The sequence below is a fragment of the Kutzneria viridogrisea DSM 43870 genome, from assembly GCF_000525635.1.
Lineage (GTDB): Bacteria > Actinomycetota > Actinomycetes > Mycobacteriales > Pseudonocardiaceae > Kutzneria > Kutzneria viridogrisea.
The window spans coordinates 9,443,195-9,458,410 of record NZ_CP007155.1 but is presented as its reverse complement, the minus strand read 5'-3'; the positions used below and the strand labels follow the sequence as shown (position 1 = coordinate 9,458,410).

Here is a 15,216-nt window from a genome sequence, read left to right as displayed (position 1 = left end):
GCGGCTCACCAACCCGAGGCCGTGTACACCACGGCGTGGGTGCCCTGGTCGCCGAACGCCAGCTCCCGCAGCAGGGCCATCGTGCCCTCCTCCGGGTCGATCAGCTCGATCCCCCGGCGCGCGTACTCCTGCTGGAGCTCCGCAGTCACCATGCCGCCGTGCCGCCCCGCGGGCGCCCACGGTCCCCAGTGGACGGTCAGTGCGCGGTTGCCGGTGCGGGCCGACCACGTGGCCCCGATCGTCTGCAACGCGTCGTTGGCCGCGGAGTAGTCGATCTGTCCCCGGTTGCCCAGGGTCGCCGCGATGCTGCCGAACAGCGTCACGAACTTGGGCGCCACCGGCAGTTCGCCGACCGCCGCCAGCAGCGCGAGCGCACCGCTGACCTTGGTGTCGAAGACCCGGCTGAACGACTCGGGGGTCTTGTCCGCGACCAGCTTGTCCTCGATCACCCCTGCGGCGTAGACGACACCGTCGATGCGGCCGTGGTCGGTGTGGATCTCCTTGACCACCCGGTGCACCGAGTCGCTGTCGCGCACGTCCACCGAGTGGTAGCCGACCGTGCCGCCCAGCGCGCGCAGCTCCTCGATGGTGGCCCGCACCTCGCGCACCGCCAGGATGCCGTTGGCCAGGCGCTCCACCTCGGCCGGTGAACGGTGACCCAGGCCGATCAGCGCCGCCCGCAGCGCGGCCTTGTCCGGAGCCGAGGCCGTGGCCGGGTCCTCCGGCTCGGCCGGAAGTGGCGTCCTGCCAACGAGTTCGATCCGGCAGCCGCTGGTCATCGCCAGCTTGGCCGCGAACTGCGCGGTGATGCCGCGCGCCCCGCCGACCAGTAGCACCACCGACTCGCGGTCCAGGCCGATGGCCTGCGCCTCGGCGGCACCGTCACCCGCAGGGCCCGCGCCGGTGCTGCCCAACGCCAACTCGGTCGGCGTCATCTCGATCGAGTGCCGCGTGTCGCCCACGTGCTGAACCACCGGATGCCGGTCCGCGGCGAGCAGTTCGCCCACCACGCTGACGGCCACGGCCTCCGGCGTGTGCGCGTGCTCGATCTCCACCAGCTTGGCGGTCGTGTCCGGGTACTCACGGGACAGGGTGCGGAAGAACCCGCGCAGCCCCACCACCCGCTCGCCGCCGTGCTCCGCGATCGGCGACGCGGCGATCACCCAGCGCGGGCCGTGCGCCAGCGTGGCCTTGAACGCGGGGAAGGCGTTGGGCAGCACCGGCTCGTCGCCCTCGGCCAGCGAGTCCAGGTAGATCAGCCCGGTAACCCCGATGTCCGAGGAGTCGGTGACCGTGGCCCCGTGCTGGATCAGCGCCGCCGCAACCGTTCCGTAGGACTCCGTTTCGCCGCCGACGATCACGAACGACTGCCCCTTGAGAGCGCTCGCGTCGACCAGCTCGGTGGTGGCCACCTTCGTGCGGAGCATCTCGAACCGCTTGGGCGGGCGCCCCGCGGGCACGGCGACCGGGGTGTGCTGCTCCGGCGTTGCCGCGCTGCCGGTGCCGAAGAGGTCGGCCAGCGCCTGCGCGGTCCGAGCCTTGGTCAGCTCCTCGATGTCGGTGTTAGCGCCGAGTTGGCTGACCAGGGTGCCCGCGATTTCGGTGCGCTTGATGGAGTCGATCGAGAGGTCGGCTTCCAGGTCGAGCGTGGGGTCGATCATGTCGACCGGGTAGCCGGTCTGCTTGCTGATCACACCGACCACTGTGGACAGTACGTCCACGGTGGACTGGGCTGCGGCCGGTGCCGCTTGCGTAGCCGTTCCGGTGCTGCCGAAGAGGTCGGCCAGGGCCTGTGCGGTGCGGGCCTTGGTGAGTTCTTCGATGTCGGTGGTGGCGCCGAGTTGGCTGACCAGTGTGCCCGCGATTTCGGTGCGCTTGATGGAGTCGATCGAGAGGTCGGCTTCCAGGTCGAGGGTGGGGTCGATCATGTCGACCGGGTAGCCGGTCTGCTTGCTGATCACGTCCAGCACGGTGGTCAACGTGTCCGCGGTGGGGACTGCCGCCGCCACTGGTTGCGGGGCAACAGGCTGCGGCGCAACGGGTTGTGGGGCCGGCGCCGCGATCTGCGCGGGCTGTGCCGCCTGCATCGCCTGCACCACCCGGACCGGCGCCGGGGTGCCTGCCGCGCCGAAGTAGCTGAGCAGCACGTCCCGCTGCGCTGCGATCATCTCGCGGCTGGTGCGCAGGTACTCGCTGATCAGTGCGTCCTGGCCGGACATGCCCGCGTCGGCCGGGTTCGTGCTCATGCGCAACAACTCCACGCGTCGTGCCGGCGCGAGACCGCCGGGCAGGTAGCCCCCGTCAACAGTGCGCACCGTCTGGCCGTCGATCGTCCAGCCCGCACGCTTGGGTGCGCTCGCGGTGCTCAGGTCCTTGGCGTCGCGGCCGTGGAACAGCCAGCCCGTGCGCAGCGGCACCTCGCAGACCGCCAGCTGCGCGACCGCGCCCAGCAGCCCGCGCAGCCCGCCGTCGGTGGTGACCACCGAGTGCGGCCGGTCGCCCAGGATCGCGCCGACCAGCTTGGTCAGCACCCTGCCGGGGCCGACCTCCACGAATACCCGGGCGCCCGCCTCGTACATCGCCTCGACCTGCTCGACGAAGCGCACCGGTGCGCCGATCTGCGCGGCCAGCTCGCCCCGCACGTCGCCCGGGTAGGGCCCGGCGAGCCGGTTCGACCACACCGGCAGCTCCGGCTCACGGACGTCCTGAGTGGACAGGAAGCGGCCGAACTCCTCGCCAGCCCCAGCCACCAGCTCACTGTGGAACGCGCAGGCCACCGGAATGCGCTTCGCCCCGTGGCCAGCCTCTCGCAGCGCCGCGATCGCCTGCTCCACCTCGGCGGTGGGCCCGGAGATCACCGCCTGCTGCGGCGCGTTGTGATTGGCCACCACCACCTTGCCGGTCAGCAGCGCCGCGATCTCCGCCGCCTGTGCCGACACCGCGGCCATCGCGCCGGGATCCTCACCCGCCGCACCGAGGATGCTCGCCGCGCGCGCCCTGCTCAGCTCCAGCAGGGTCGCGGGCCCGAACGAACCCGCCGCGCTCAGTGCGACCAGCTCGCCGTAGCTGTGGCCCGCCAGCATGTCCGGTCGCACGCCCAGCCTGCCCAGCAGCTGGTTGACCGCCAGCCCGGCGACACCCAGCGCGGGCTGTGCCGCACGCGTGTCGCGTAGCCGGGAGTCGTTGTCCTGTTGGGTCTTCTGGTCGTACGCGGTGGGCGGGTAGATCAGGTCGGCCCACTCGGCGCCCAGCTGCAACAGGTGCTGCAATTCCGGGAAGGCCACGAACAGTTCGGCCAACATGCCGGTGCGCTGACTGCCCTGGCCGGGGAACAGGAACGCCACCTGGCCCGAGGCCGGTGCCTGGGTGAACAGGCCCGCTTTCGGGTCGTGCTCACCGGCGACCGCGCGGCGCAGCAGGTCGACCAGGTCGTCGATCGACTCCGCCACGACCGCGATGCGCACCGGGTCAGCGCGCTGCTCGGTGCGCCGCGAGGTGGTCTTCGCCAGGTCCCTCAGCTGCCACGGGCGGCCCGCCGACTCGTTGGTGGCGACCAGGTCGAGCAACTGCTCGATGGACCGGCACGCGGACTGGTGGTCGGCCCCGCGGAAGGTGAACAGCTCGGCCGGCCACTGGTCCGCGCTGTGCCGGGGAACCGGAGATCGGTCGTGCGCCGAAAGCACCACGTGGAAGTTCGTACCGCCGAAGCCGAAGGCGCTGACCCCGGCCACCCGCTCGGACGCGGGTGCCGACCAGGGCCGCGCCTCGGCGTTGATCGCGAACGGGCTCTCCTCGGCGTTCCAGGCCGGGTTCGGCTGCGACACGTGCAGCGTCGGCGGCTTCACCCCGTTGTGCAGGGCCAGCGAAGTCTTGATCAGCCCGGCCAGGCCCGCCGCGCACTTGGTGTGCCCGATCTGGGACTTCACCGAGCCCACCGCGCAGCTGCCCGGGGTGGCGCCATGCTCCTGGAAGACCTTGCTCAGCGTGCCCAGCTCCGTGCGGTCGCCGACCACGGTGCCCGTGCCGTGCGCCTCGACCAGTCCGACGCTGGCCGGGGAGATGCCCGCGTTGCGGTAGGCCCTTTCCAGCGCGCTGCGCTGCCCCTCCGGCCTGGGCGCCGTCAGTCCCAGCGACTTGCCGTCGCTCGCGCTGCCCACGCCCTTGATCACCGCGTAGACCTGGTCCCCGTCGCGCTCGGCGTCCGCCAGCCGCTTGAGCACCACGCAGGCCACGCCCTCGCCGAGCGCGATGCCGTCCGCGGAGCTGTCGAAGGTGCGGCACCGGCCGGTGGCCGACAGCGCGCCCACCGAGGCGAACATCAGGTAGTCGTTGACCCCGTTGTGCAGGTCGGCCGCACCGCACAGCACCAGGTCGCTGGTGCCCGCGACCAGTTCCTTGCAGGCCACGTCCACCGCCGCCAGCGAGGAGGCGCACGCCGCGTCCACCGTGTAGTTGGTGCCGCCCAGGTCCAGCCGGTTGGCGACCCGGCCCGCGATGACGTTGGCCAGCACGCCCGGGAACGAGTCCTCGGTCAGCGTCGGCAGCTGCTGCTCCAGCTCCGCCGGGATCGTGCCGAGGTAGGAGGGCAGCACGGTGCGCAGCACGGTGGCGTTGGACAGGTCGCTGCCCGACTCCGCGCCGAACACCACGCTGGTCTTCGACCGATCGAACGGTCGTGCACCGTACCCGGCGTGCACCAGCGCGCGCTGTGCCGCCTCCAGCGCAAGCAGCTGGACCGGTTCGATGCTCGCCAGCGAGGCGGGCGGGATGCCGTAGCGCAGCGGGTCGAACGGGATCTCCGGCAGGAAGCCGCCCCACTTGGAGGGCGTGCGGTCCGTGCCGCCTTCCGCGGAGTAGTAGACCTCGGGGTCCCAGCGCTCCGGCGACACCTCGGTCACCGAGTCCACGCCACCGAGCACGTTCGCCCAGAAGCTCGGCAGGTCCGGGGCCTGCGGGAACATGCAGGACATACCGATGACCGCCACGTCCAGCGGTTCGACCTGAGGCTGCTCGACCGCGGCGCTCAGACCCAAACTGTGCGAACGTTCGTGCAGGTACTCGACCGCACCGCTGGTCACCGACTCGTGCAGCGCGGCGACCGTCGTCACCGCCGAGCGCAGCACCGCCACCTGACCGGCCATGAACATGCCCTCGTCCAGCTGGCGGGCCTCGTCCACGGCGAGCAGTTCGGCGCCCTCGCGCTGGATGCCCTTGCTGGCGATGCGCAGCCGGCCGACGTTGAGCTGCTCCAGGCGTTCCCAGATCTCGCGGTCCGCCAGGCCCTGCGCGCGCAGCTCGTCCCGGATGCTCAGGAAGCTGTCCGAGAACGGGCTGGTCACGCACCTCGTGGCGTGGCCGGGCGCCGTCTCCAGCAGCGCGGTCCGCTCGGCGGCGATCACCTGGCGCTGGAAGGTCGGCTGCACCGCGCCGTGCCGGACCGCCTCCTCGGTGAACAGGTAGGCCGTGCCCATCAGCACGCCGACGGTGACCGAACGTTCGTGCAGTGGCGTCGCCATCGCCGAGACCATCGCCGCCGAGCGCTCGTCGTGCACCCCACCCGCGAACAGCACCTCCATGTCGGTGGGGCCGTGCGCGTCGAGGTGGTCGAGCAGCACCGAGAGCTGCGCCTCCCAGAGCGGGAAGCTCGCCCGCGGGCCGACGTGCCCGCCGCACTCCGCGCCCTCGAAGATGAACCGCCTTGCCCCCGCTTCCAGGAACTGCCGGAGCAGACCGGGGGAGGGCACGTGCAGGAACGTGCGGATGCCGACCTGCTCCAGCGCCTGCGCCTGACTCGGCCGACCGCCCGCGATGATCACGTAGTCGGGACGCAGCTCGTGGATGACCTCGAGCTGGGCGGTGCGCACGTCCTCCGCCGCGAAGCCCAGGATGCCCGCGCCCCACGGGCGGTCGCCCAGCGCCGTGCGAGTCTCCTCCAACATGCGCCGGGTCTGGTCCTTGGTCGCCAGGGCGAGCGCGATGAACGGCAGCCCGCCGTGCTCCGCCACCGAGGCGGCGAACGCGGCCTGGTCACTGACCCTGGTCATCGGGCCCTGCGCCACCAGTGCGGGTGCGCTCGGCTGACCCACAAGAGCAGTGACGACGCCGTCCTTGATGGCGCGCACCGCGCGGTCCACGCTCCCGTAGCGCTCGGCGAAGCGGGCCGCGAGGAAGCCGTCCTGCCCGACCGGGATCCGGGTCTGCTCCGCACCGCGGCGCGTCAACACGCGGCGGCCGTCGACCACCGTCGTCTCCGAGCCGTCCATCGGCCGGATCGCGCTGGCGATCTCCTCGTCCAGGTCGGACTCCGGCAGCAGCGCGAGCTGTGTGTCGAGCACCACACCGGTGGCGCCACCGGCCACCGCGGCCGCCGCCGTGCGCACGCCGATCCCGCCGCACACCCAGATGGGCAGGTCGACCGCGTCCACCAGCTGCTGCAACAGCACGAAGGAGCTGAGTTCGCCGACGTGACCGCCCGCCTCGCTGCCACGAGCCACCAGGCCGTGCGCCCCGTCGGCTGCGGCCTTCAGTGCTTCGGCCTTCGAGGTCACCTCGACCAGCACTCGGTGGTGCTCAACCAGGTCGGCTACCGACCAGGGAGCACCGTGACCGAGCAGGACCGTGCTGACCGACTCGCGGGGCAGGTCCTGTGGCGCCAGCGCGCAGCCAGCGGTGACGCGCACGCCGAACTCGCCGACCCAGCTCTGGAGCAGCTCCAGTGCCTCGCGGCTGCGGCGGTCGCCGATGCCCAGGTCCAGCACGCCGAGCGCGCCGGCGTGGCAGACCGCGGACACCAGTCGCGGGTCGGGCAGGTCGAACGGGCTGACGCCGAGCACCAACTTCTGGACAAACGCGTGCTCGGCCGTGTGCGCAGCCATCTAAGCCTCCGCTCGGGGGATACGAGACCTGAGGGTGCGTACGGCGGTGTAGCCACACCCGAATGGGTGAATCCGACCGGGAAGGCTAGAGGGATCGCCTTGAATTCATCAATTGACGAAAAGGCGAGTTCAGGGCCGCTTGAGTCGGGGTTCAGTCCCGCTCAAGGGTCGGGCAGGGCACCCGATCCGTGTCATCGGCCCACCCGCAGCCCAACTGTTCACCTGATCGAGTGCCGTTGTGCATGGCTGCGTTGACATCATCGGTGTGAAGCGCTTTTCACGTTACCGGCGTTACGGAACTGTGTCCGGCGCGTGAATCGGCATCCACCGAGGTCAGAGCTGGTCGTACTTGGTGGCGCTGCCCTTGGCCAGCGCCGCCGGGTAGCGCTCCTCGTTGCGGTCGATCTTGTCCAGGGCCGCCCGCAGGGGATCTATCCCGCACACGTCGGCGAAACGCACCAGGTAGAGCAGCACGTCGGCTACCTCGTCGCTGACCCGCTGCCGCAACTCGCCGCCGCCGACCTGCTCGCGGATCTGCTCCTCGGTGAGCCACTGCAACTCCGCGACCAGTTCCCCCGCCTCGCCCGCCAGCGCCATGGCCAGGTTCTTCGGCGTGTGGAACTGCTCCCAGTCGCGGGCGGCCGCGAATGCCCGCAACCGAGCCGCCAAGTCCTCGAACTCGTTCATGCCTCGCACGCTAGACGCCCGTCTCTTCGCTGCGGCCCACGCCTTCGGCCAGCGCCAGAGTCGTCCGCTGCGGCACTGGAGTTGCGCCTCGCCATCGGTGCAGTGCGTCAGCGGTGGAGATACGCCGTCGCGCTGGAGATGCGCTGCGGCGTTCGACATGCGCCGCGGCGTTCGAGCTGTGCATCAGCGGTGGAGCGATGCTGTGGCGGTCGAGGTGCGCGGCAGCGGTGGAGCAGTGCTGCCGCGTTCGAGCTCTGCCGCGGCGGTGGAGCAATGCCGCAGCGCTTGAGGTGCGCATCGTCACTCGAGCAACGCCGCACCGTTCGAGCAGCGCTGCGGCGTATCTCGTCCGCGCACGCCTACCTCAGCGGGCGGTCCACTCGTGCTGGGCCGCAGCCGAGCACGAGTGGACCGCCGCAAGTCCACCGCCGCTGACCAGCACCTACTCCACGGTCACGCTCTTGGCGAGGTTGCGCGGGTGGTCGACGTCGTGTCCGAGCAACACCGCGGTGTGGTACGCGAGCATCTGCAGCGGGATGCCGAGCAGGATCGGGTCCAGCTCGGGCTCGCCCTGCGGCACGATGATCGTGTCGTCGACCAGGTGCGAGGGCAGTTCCTGGTGGGCGATCGCCAGCACCTTGCCGCCCCGCGCCTTGATCTCACCGAGTGTCGTCAGATTCTTGTCGAACAACTCGTCGTTCGGCACGATCGCGACGGTCGGGGTCTCGGGGCTGATCAGCGCCAGCGGACCGTGCTTGAGCTCGGACGCGGGGTACGCCTCGGCGTGCAGGTACGAGACCTCCTTGAGCTTGAGCGCACCCTCACGGGCCACCGGGCAGCCCCGGACCCGTCCGATGAACATCACGTTCTGGAAGTTGCTGTAGTGCTTGGCCAGGTCGGCGATGCGGTCCTCGAGCTGGAGGATGTCGCTGATCCGCTCGGGCAGCGCGAGCAGTCCGCGCACTAGGCGCTGGCCGTCGGCGGGGGACAGGTCGCGCACACGTGCCAGGTGCAGTGCGAGCAGCGCGAAGTCGACCGCGGTGACGGTGAAGGCCTTTGTCGAGGTCACGGAGATCTCGGGGCCTGCGTGCAGGTAGATTCCTCCGTCGCACTGGCGGGCGATGGAGCTGCCCACCGCGTTGACCACGCCGAGCACCCGGCCGCCCTTGCGCTGGATCTCCTGGACCGTGGCCAGCGTGTCGTAGGTCTCGCCGGACTGGCTGACCGCCACGTACAGGGTCTCGGGGTCGATCAGCGGGTTGCGGTAGCGGAACTCCGAGGCCGGCTCCGAGTCCGCGGGCACCCGTGCCAGCTCCTCGATCATCTGCGCGCCGATCTGCCCGGCGTAGTGCGCCGACCCGCAGCCGAGGATCTTGACCCGCTTGAACTCGCGGGACTCCCTCGGCGTGAGGTTGAGCCCGCCCAGGTGCGCGGTGCCGAACCGCTCGTCCAGCCTGCCGCGCAGCGTCCGCTCCACGGCGGCGGGCTGGTCGTGGATCTCCTTGCGCATGAAGTGGCCGTAGCCCTCGGCGTGGTAGTCGGGGTCCTCGACGTCCACTGTGGTGGGCTGGCGGGTGGTCACCCGCGAGTCGAGCGTCCCGGTGCTGAAGCCGTCGGCGGTCAGCACAGCGACCTCGCCGTCCTCCAGGTGCACGACCTGCGAGGTGTGCCGCACCAGTGCCATCACGTCGGAGGCGACGTAGAGCTCCTTGTCGCCGATGCCCAGGATCACCGGGCTGCCGTTGCGCGCCGCGATGATCCGGTCCGGCTGGCGGGCGTCGACCACGGCGATGCCGTAGGTCCCGACGATCTCGGGCAGCACTCGGCGCACCGCCTCCTCGATGTCGGCGCAGTCCACCGCGGCGATCAGGTGGGCCAGTACCTCGGTGTCGGTCTCGGAGACGAACTCCACGCCGTTGGCCACCAGCTTGGCCCGCAGTTCCTCGGCGTTCTCGATGACACCGTTGTGCACGACGGCCACCCGGCCGGTGCTGTCCAGGTGCGGGTGCGCGTTCTCCTCACTGGGCACGCCGTGGGTCGCCCACCGGGTGTGGCCGATGCCGATCGGGCCGGTCAGGCGGGCGGGCAGGTCCTTGCCCAGCTGGCTGACCCGGCCCTTCACCTTTCTGGTGCGCAGCTTGCCGCGTCCGATCACGGCTATGCCCGCCGAGTCGTAGCCGCGGTACTCCAGCCTGGCCAGGCCCTCGATCAGGATCGGGACGCAGTCCCGCGAGCCGATGTAGCCGACGATCCCACACATGGCAGGTCCTCTCACCCGTAGACGATGCGCCGCAGCTGCCGGACCGAGAGCTCGGGTGCGGCCACCCGGCGCAGCGGCAGCTCGCCGGCGATGCGGTCGAAGATCTGGTCGTTGGTCAGCCCAGCCGACTTGAGCTCGCCGTGGCGGCGTCGCACGTACGCCTCGACCGGCTCGTGGAAGTACGCGAGCACCTCGGCGACGACCCGTGCCGCCTCACCCGGCCCCAACACCGTGGTGCGCATCAGGTGGGCGACGAGGTCCCCGTAGGGCGGGCTGGAGCTGGACACGACGGGCGATCCTGCCCGTCCCGGTGATGTGATCGCAACAATCCTGCCCGGAATCGGGCAGAAGTTAGGAGTTTCGGCCGAGCGGTGGTCGTGTTACGCCGAGGTCGGCCTGGTCGGCGGCGGCCCGGCCCGCGCCCCACCCGGCGGCGCTGCGCACCGTGAACGACTTGGGCCGCGCCTGCGGGTACATCGAGTCGAACAGCTGGTCGACGACCTGGGTGCGGTCGGCGAGCACAGGAAGCAGGTTGTCGTCGACGAGATCCGCCGTGACCGAGCTCAACCGCTCACCGATCCGACTGGCGTAGGAGAGCAGGAACGCCTGCCGGTACGCACGGCTGCGCGACTCGTCATCCCGCGTCGCACGGCTACCGGCGTGCACCATCGCCCTGGTGGCCTGCAGCAACAGCGAGGTCGCGAGCAGTTCGGTGATCTCCAGGTCCAACTCGTCACCGATCAGGGCCACGAACCCGAGCTTCTCGTAGATCACGCCCCGGCACCTGTTGGCATCGGCCACGACGCACACCAGGTTCGCCTTGGCCCCTATATAAGGAGTGTCGAGCCAGAGCCGACTGGCCGTTGCGGTCTGCGGCACGTGCTCGGTGGCGTCGAGCATCGCCCGTTCCAGGGCGTAGCGGTTCATCAGTTCCTGGGCCTTGGCCGACAGCGCCTCTGCCTCGTCGGGGAACTGCGTCGACTCGGCCTTGGCGAGCAGGCCACGCACGCGGGCCAGCACCTTCTGGTCCACGGCGGGACGCGCGTGATCGACCTTCTGGGCCGCCGTGCCGGGCGGCGGCACGATCTGGGGCAGCCGAGGCAGGCGCATCAGGGCCGCCAGCAGTCCAATTGCCGTGGTGAGCGCTTCGACCCTGGTCAGGATGTGGCGTTCCGCCCACTGACCGAACAGCGGAGCATCACCGCGCCACCAGACCACTGCCCCGACAGTGCTCAACTGCTCACGCCAACGTTCGTGCAGTGACGCAGTCGGATGGCGCGCCACATCAGCGGCGATGGCGTCGACCACCAGCGCGCTCGCGAACTCATCGCCATCCCGCCCGACCGCGCGTACCAGGTCGTATGGCAGCCAGCCGCCGTCCCAGAGCAGGTCGACGAAGCGGTGCAACGCTTGGTCCACCGCGACGTCGACCGCGCGCTCCGGTTCTTGGGCCAGCTCCCGGGCGGCTGCGGGACCTGCTCGCTTCATGCCCCTGGATTGCCTGTCGACCGCCGTCCAGATCAGCCTGGTCAGAGCCTCTGAGTCAGCGGTCAACGCAGTGCACTACCTGCTTGCCAGTCCGCCCAGCTCAGTTCCCAGTCGCCGTAGGTGTCGTAGATCGGCAGCTTGGGACCGCCCGAGTTGGTCACCTCGACCACGTCACCGAGGTTGAAGTTGTTGAAGAACCACTCGGCGTTCTCCGGGCTCAGGTTGATGCAGCCGTGCGACACGTTCGAGTTGCCCTGCTGGCCGACGGTGCCCGGGTTCTCGTGCACGAACTCGCCGTCGTTGGAGATCCGCTCCGCGAAGTACTCGGTGGCCTTGTAGGCACCGGCGGCGGGCGGGCACAGGCCGTAGGTGCAGGAGTCCATCAGCACCTCCTTCGCCTTGTCGGAGATCACGTGCGGGCCGACGTGGGTCGGGGTGCTGTCCTTGCCGAGGCTGATCGGCATCGTGTTCACCACGGCCCCGTCGTGCAGGATCTGCATCTGCTTGGAGTTGCCGTCCGCCTTGGCCACCCAGGAGTCGTGGATCTTGTACGTGGCCGAGCGGTCGGTCTTGCCGTACACCCCGCCGCCGAGGTTCACCCCGTACAGGTTGGCGTCCAGCTTGATCGTGGTGCCGGCCTTCCAGTAGGTCTGCGCGCGGTAGTGGGCGGTCTGCTTGTCGATCCAGAACCAGCTGCCCTGCTGCGGCGGGGTCGTGGTGACCTTGAGCGCCTTCTCTGCGGCAGCCTTGTCGGCGACCGGCTGGTCGAAGGACACCCCGATGATCTGACCGACGCCGAAGGTCGCGCTCGGGTTCGGCGCGGGGATCATCGCCGGGTACGCCTGCGCGGCGGGCGTCACCGTCTTGATGGTGGCCTTCTGCTCGGTCTGTTTGTCGCTCGGGTTCACCGCCTGCGCGTCCAGGTCGTAGACGGCGCCGTAGCCGAGCGGCTCGGTGGAGGTCCAGCTCAGACCGTCGGCGGCGATCTCGCCCTTGACCGTGTTGCCCTTGGCGGTGTTCGTCAGCGTGACCCCGGTCAGCTTCCCGCCCGCGACCTTCACGACGACCGGAGTGGCCGGGTTGACCTCACCGGACTCGTTCGGGGTGACGGTCACCTTGGCGTCCGGCGCGCTGGGCGCCGGCGCGGTCGCACCGTTGGAGGCGGTGCCGCCCTCGCCGGACGAGCAGGCGCTCAGGGTGAGGGCGGCGACGGCCAGCCCGGCGGCACTGACGGACCTCCAGCGCCGACGGCGCCGATCGCTTGCTCGGAACTGCATGAAATCCTCTTCGTTCCCGGCCGTGACCCGGATCAGCCTCAGACCCGTTGGTGGCCGACCTCGCCCTGTTCACACTAGGCGGCGGCCGCACTGCTCAGAGGACGTGGTGCGCCCTCTGGCGTTGCTCTACCGAGCCGGATACATGCGATGTGGGGAATTCCTAACCGCCCGTATCACGCATAGCGGGCGTTCCGGCGCCGCATTCCTGCACCGAACGGGTAGGAGCCTGCCAATCGGGTGATCGCTGGGAGTTCGCTCAGAGGTTCCCGTTGCGCCGCGAGGTGATCACACCGGTGTTGAACCCGGCCAGGTGCAGCCCGCCCGCGAACCGTGCATGCTCGATCTTCACGCAGCGGTTCATCACCACGGTCAAACCCGCCTGCTCCGCGGCGGCCGCCACGGGCTCGTGCCACAGGCCGAGTTGGAGCCACAGGGTGCGCGCACCAGCAGCGATGACCTCCTCGGCCACGGCGGGCAGGTCATCGTGCTTGCGGAACACCGAGATCAGGTCGGGCTTGTCCGGCAGGGCGTCCAGTGAAGGGTGCACCGGCTGACCGAGCAGGTGCTTGAGCCGCGGGTTCACGAAGTGCACCTGGTACCGCGTGGAGGACAACAGGTATGTCGCCACGAAGTAGCTGGGTCGCGCGGGGTTGTCGGAGGCACCGATCAGCGCGACCGACTTCGTGCCGCGCAGGATCCGCATCCGGTCCCGTGCCGAAGGGCCAATCCAGCTCATTCCGCCTTCACCGCCTCGGCGAGTGCCTGGTCGAGGTCCCAGATCAGGTCCTCGACGTCCTCCAGCCCGACCGACAGCCGAACCAGGTCCGGGGTGACGCCAGCGGCTGTGAGTTGCTCGTCGGACAACTGCTGGTGCGTGGTCGACGCCGGGTGGATCACCAGCGTTCGCACGTCGCCGATGTTCGCGAGGTGACTGCACAGCTCCACCGACTCGACGAACCGCTGCCCCGCCGCACGACCACCGCGCACGCCGAAGGAGAACACCGCACCAGGACCGTTGGGCAGGTACCGGGCAGCCCGGTCGTGGTGGCGGTGCGACTCCAGACCGGCGTAGTTCACCCAGGACACGCGCGGGTCCGCCGCCAACCACCGGGCGATCTCCACGGTGTTGCGCAGGTGCGCGTCCATCCGCTGCGGCAGCGTCTCGACCCCCTGCAACAGCAGGAACGCCGAGTGCGGCGACAGCACCGCTCCGATGTCGCGCAACTGCTCGGCGCGCAGCCTCGTGCAGAACGCGTACTCGCCGAAGTTCTCCCAGTACCGGAGCCCGCCGTAGCTCGGCACGGTCTCGGTCATGCGTGGGAACTTGCCGTTGCCCCAGTCGAAGCGGCCCGAGTCGACCACCACGCCGCCCAGCGTCGTGCCGTGCCCGCCGAGGAACTTGGTCGCCGAGTGCAGCACGATGTCCGCCCCGTGCTCCAGCGGACGGCACAGGTAGGGCGTCGCGATGGTCGAGTCCACGACGAGCGGGATGTCGGCCGAACGCGCGAGGTCGGCCAGCGCGGCCAGATCGGCTATGTCCCCGGACGGGTTGCCAACCACCTCTGTGTAGATGAGCCGGGTGTTGGGTGTGAGCGCTGCCGCGTAGGCGTCGATGCTGTCTTCGGCCACGAAGGTCGTGTCAACGCCGAAGCGCCGCAGCGTGCCGTCGAGTTGTGTGATCGTGCCGCCGTAGAGGTTCGCGGCGGACACGATGTGGTCGCCTGCCTCGGTCAGCGCCGCGAAGGTCAGGAACTCGGCTGCCTGACCGCTGGCCGTGGCCACCGCGCCGATGCCGTCCTCGAGGCTGGCGATGCGCTCCTCGAACGCCGCGACGGTCGGGTTGCCGATCCGGCTGTAGACGTTGCCGTACTTCTGCAGCGCGAACAGGTTGGCCGCGTCGGCGCTGTCGGCGAACACGAAGCTGCTCGTCTGGTAGATCGGTACGGCCCGGGCACCCGTGGTGGGGTCGGGGCTCCCGCCCGCGTGCAGCGCCCGCGTGCGGAAGCCCCAGTTCCGATCACTCATGAGGACAGTGTCGTCTGCAACGGAGTCGGGTTGCGGAACAGGTCGAGCACCGGGCAGTGCCGGTCCACGGCCTCCCTGAGCTCCTGGTAGCGGGCGGGCTCCTCCGGGCCGCCGAGGTCCACGTGCACGCGGACCTCGGTGAACCCGGCTCGGGTCTGCTCGTCGAAGCCGAAGAAGCCGTGCAGGTCGAGGTCGCCGTCCACCCGTACGGACACCGAGTCGAGCTGGATACCGAGCTTGGCGGCCCAGAACTGGTAGGTGATCACCTGGCAGGAGCCGAGCGCGGCGAGCGCGTACTCGACCGGGTTCGCCGCCAGGTCCTCGCCGCCGAGAGCGGCCGGCTCGTCCACGGTGAACTTGTGGTCACGGGCGGTGACCGCGACTTCGGTCCTGCTCCCTGGCACGAGCGAGTTGATCGTGGTGAACGACACGGAGGCCTTCGACCGGTCTGCGGTCACGGCCTGATGCGTACCCTCGATGACTGCGGACAGTGACATTTTTGTTCTCCTGTGCGGGGCTGTGGTCGGGTGTGCTGACGGGGTGATCAGTGGCCACGACAGCCACAGGTGGTCGCCCGGAACAGGTCCACGTGCAGCCGCCGAAC

General features: G+C 70.1%; 9 protein-coding genes. All 9 read right to left on the bottom strand.

The genetic code is table 11. From position 1 onward, the window contains the following. Window positions 1–5: 5 nt before the first annotated feature. Window positions 6–6,875, bottom strand: coding sequence for a type I polyketide synthase (locus tag KALB_RS41575; protein ID WP_025361599.1), 6,870 nt, complete (start codon window positions 6,873–6,875; stop codon window positions 6–8). A gap of 333 nt (window positions 6,876–7,208) precedes the next feature. Continuing rightward, a complete protein-coding gene (locus KALB_RS41570; protein ID WP_025361598.1) occupies window positions 7,209–7,562 on the bottom strand; it encodes a nucleotide pyrophosphohydrolase in 354 nt (117 codons plus the stop codon). Between the two features lie 442 nt (window positions 7,563–8,004). Continuing rightward, window positions 8,005–9,822: a glutamine--fructose-6-phosphate transaminase (isomerizing) gene (glmS, locus tag KALB_RS41565; RefSeq protein WP_025361597.1), complete on the bottom strand. Its 1,818-nt coding sequence runs from the start codon at window positions 9,820–9,822 to the stop codon at window positions 8,005–8,007. Window positions 9,823–9,833: 11 nt separating this feature from the next. Then, window positions 9,834–10,109: a hypothetical protein gene (locus tag KALB_RS41560; RefSeq protein WP_025361596.1), complete on the bottom strand. Its 276-nt coding sequence runs from the start codon at window positions 10,107–10,109 to the stop codon at window positions 9,834–9,836. Window positions 10,110–10,173: 64 nt separating this feature from the next. Beyond that, entirely contained in the window at window positions 10,174–11,310 is a 1,137-nt protein-coding gene (locus KALB_RS41555; protein ID WP_025361595.1) for a DUF2786 domain-containing protein, read from the bottom strand. A gap of 62 nt (window positions 11,311–11,372) precedes the next feature. Continuing rightward, window positions 11,373–12,587: a L,D-transpeptidase gene (locus KALB_RS41550; RefSeq protein WP_025361594.1), complete on the bottom strand. Its 1,215-nt coding sequence runs from the start codon at window positions 12,585–12,587 to the stop codon at window positions 11,373–11,375. 256 nt (window positions 12,588–12,843) lie between these two features. After that, window positions 12,844–13,323: a CoA-binding protein gene (locus KALB_RS41545; protein WP_025361593.1), complete on the bottom strand. Its 480-nt coding sequence runs from the start codon at window positions 13,321–13,323 to the stop codon at window positions 12,844–12,846. Then, the gene (locus tag KALB_RS41540) at window positions 13,320–14,612 is read right to left on the bottom strand and encodes an O-acetylhomoserine aminocarboxypropyltransferase/cysteine synthase family protein (protein ID WP_025361592.1); all 1,293 of its coding nucleotides are present in this window, start codon (window positions 14,610–14,612) and stop codon (window positions 13,320–13,322) included. Before KALB_RS41540 ends, KALB_RS41545 begins: the two co-directional genes overlap by 4 nt. Further along, window positions 14,609–15,109 (bottom strand): OsmC family protein, encoded by a 501-nt coding sequence (locus KALB_RS41535; protein WP_025361591.1) that lies wholly within the window; start codon window positions 15,107–15,109, stop codon window positions 14,609–14,611. The genes KALB_RS41540 and KALB_RS41535 overlap by 4 nt, the downstream gene beginning before the upstream one ends. Window positions 15,110–15,216: the final 107 nt, after the last annotated feature.

Excerpts from the sequence above, each read along its gene's own strand:
- KALB_RS41575 (WP_025361599.1), bottom strand. The coding sequence starts at position 6,875 with ATGGCTGCGCACACGGCCGAGCACGCGTTTGTCCAGAAGTTGGTGCTC.
- KALB_RS41570 (WP_025361598.1), bottom strand. The coding sequence starts at position 7,562 with ATGAACGAGTTCGAGGACTTGGCGGCTCGGTTGCGGGCATTCGCGGCC.
- glmS (WP_025361597.1), bottom strand. The coding sequence starts at position 9,822 with ATGTGTGGGATCGTCGGCTACATCGGCTCGCGGGACTGCGTCCCGATC.
- KALB_RS41555 (WP_025361595.1), bottom strand. The coding sequence starts at position 11,310 with ATGAAGCGAGCAGGTCCCGCAGCCGCCCGGGAGCTGGCCCAAGAACCG.
- KALB_RS41550 (WP_025361594.1), bottom strand. The coding sequence starts at position 12,587 with ATGCAGTTCCGAGCAAGCGATCGGCGCCGTCGGCGCTGGAGGTCCGTC.
- KALB_RS41545 (WP_025361593.1), bottom strand. The coding sequence starts at position 13,323 with ATGAGCTGGATTGGCCCTTCGGCACGGGACCGGATGCGGATCCTGCGC.
- KALB_RS41540 (WP_025361592.1), bottom strand. The coding sequence starts at position 14,612 with ATGAGTGATCGGAACTGGGGCTTCCGCACGCGGGCGCTGCACGCGGGC.
- KALB_RS41535 (WP_025361591.1), bottom strand. The coding sequence starts at position 15,109 with ATGTCACTGTCCGCAGTCATCGAGGGTACGCATCAGGCCGTGACCGCA.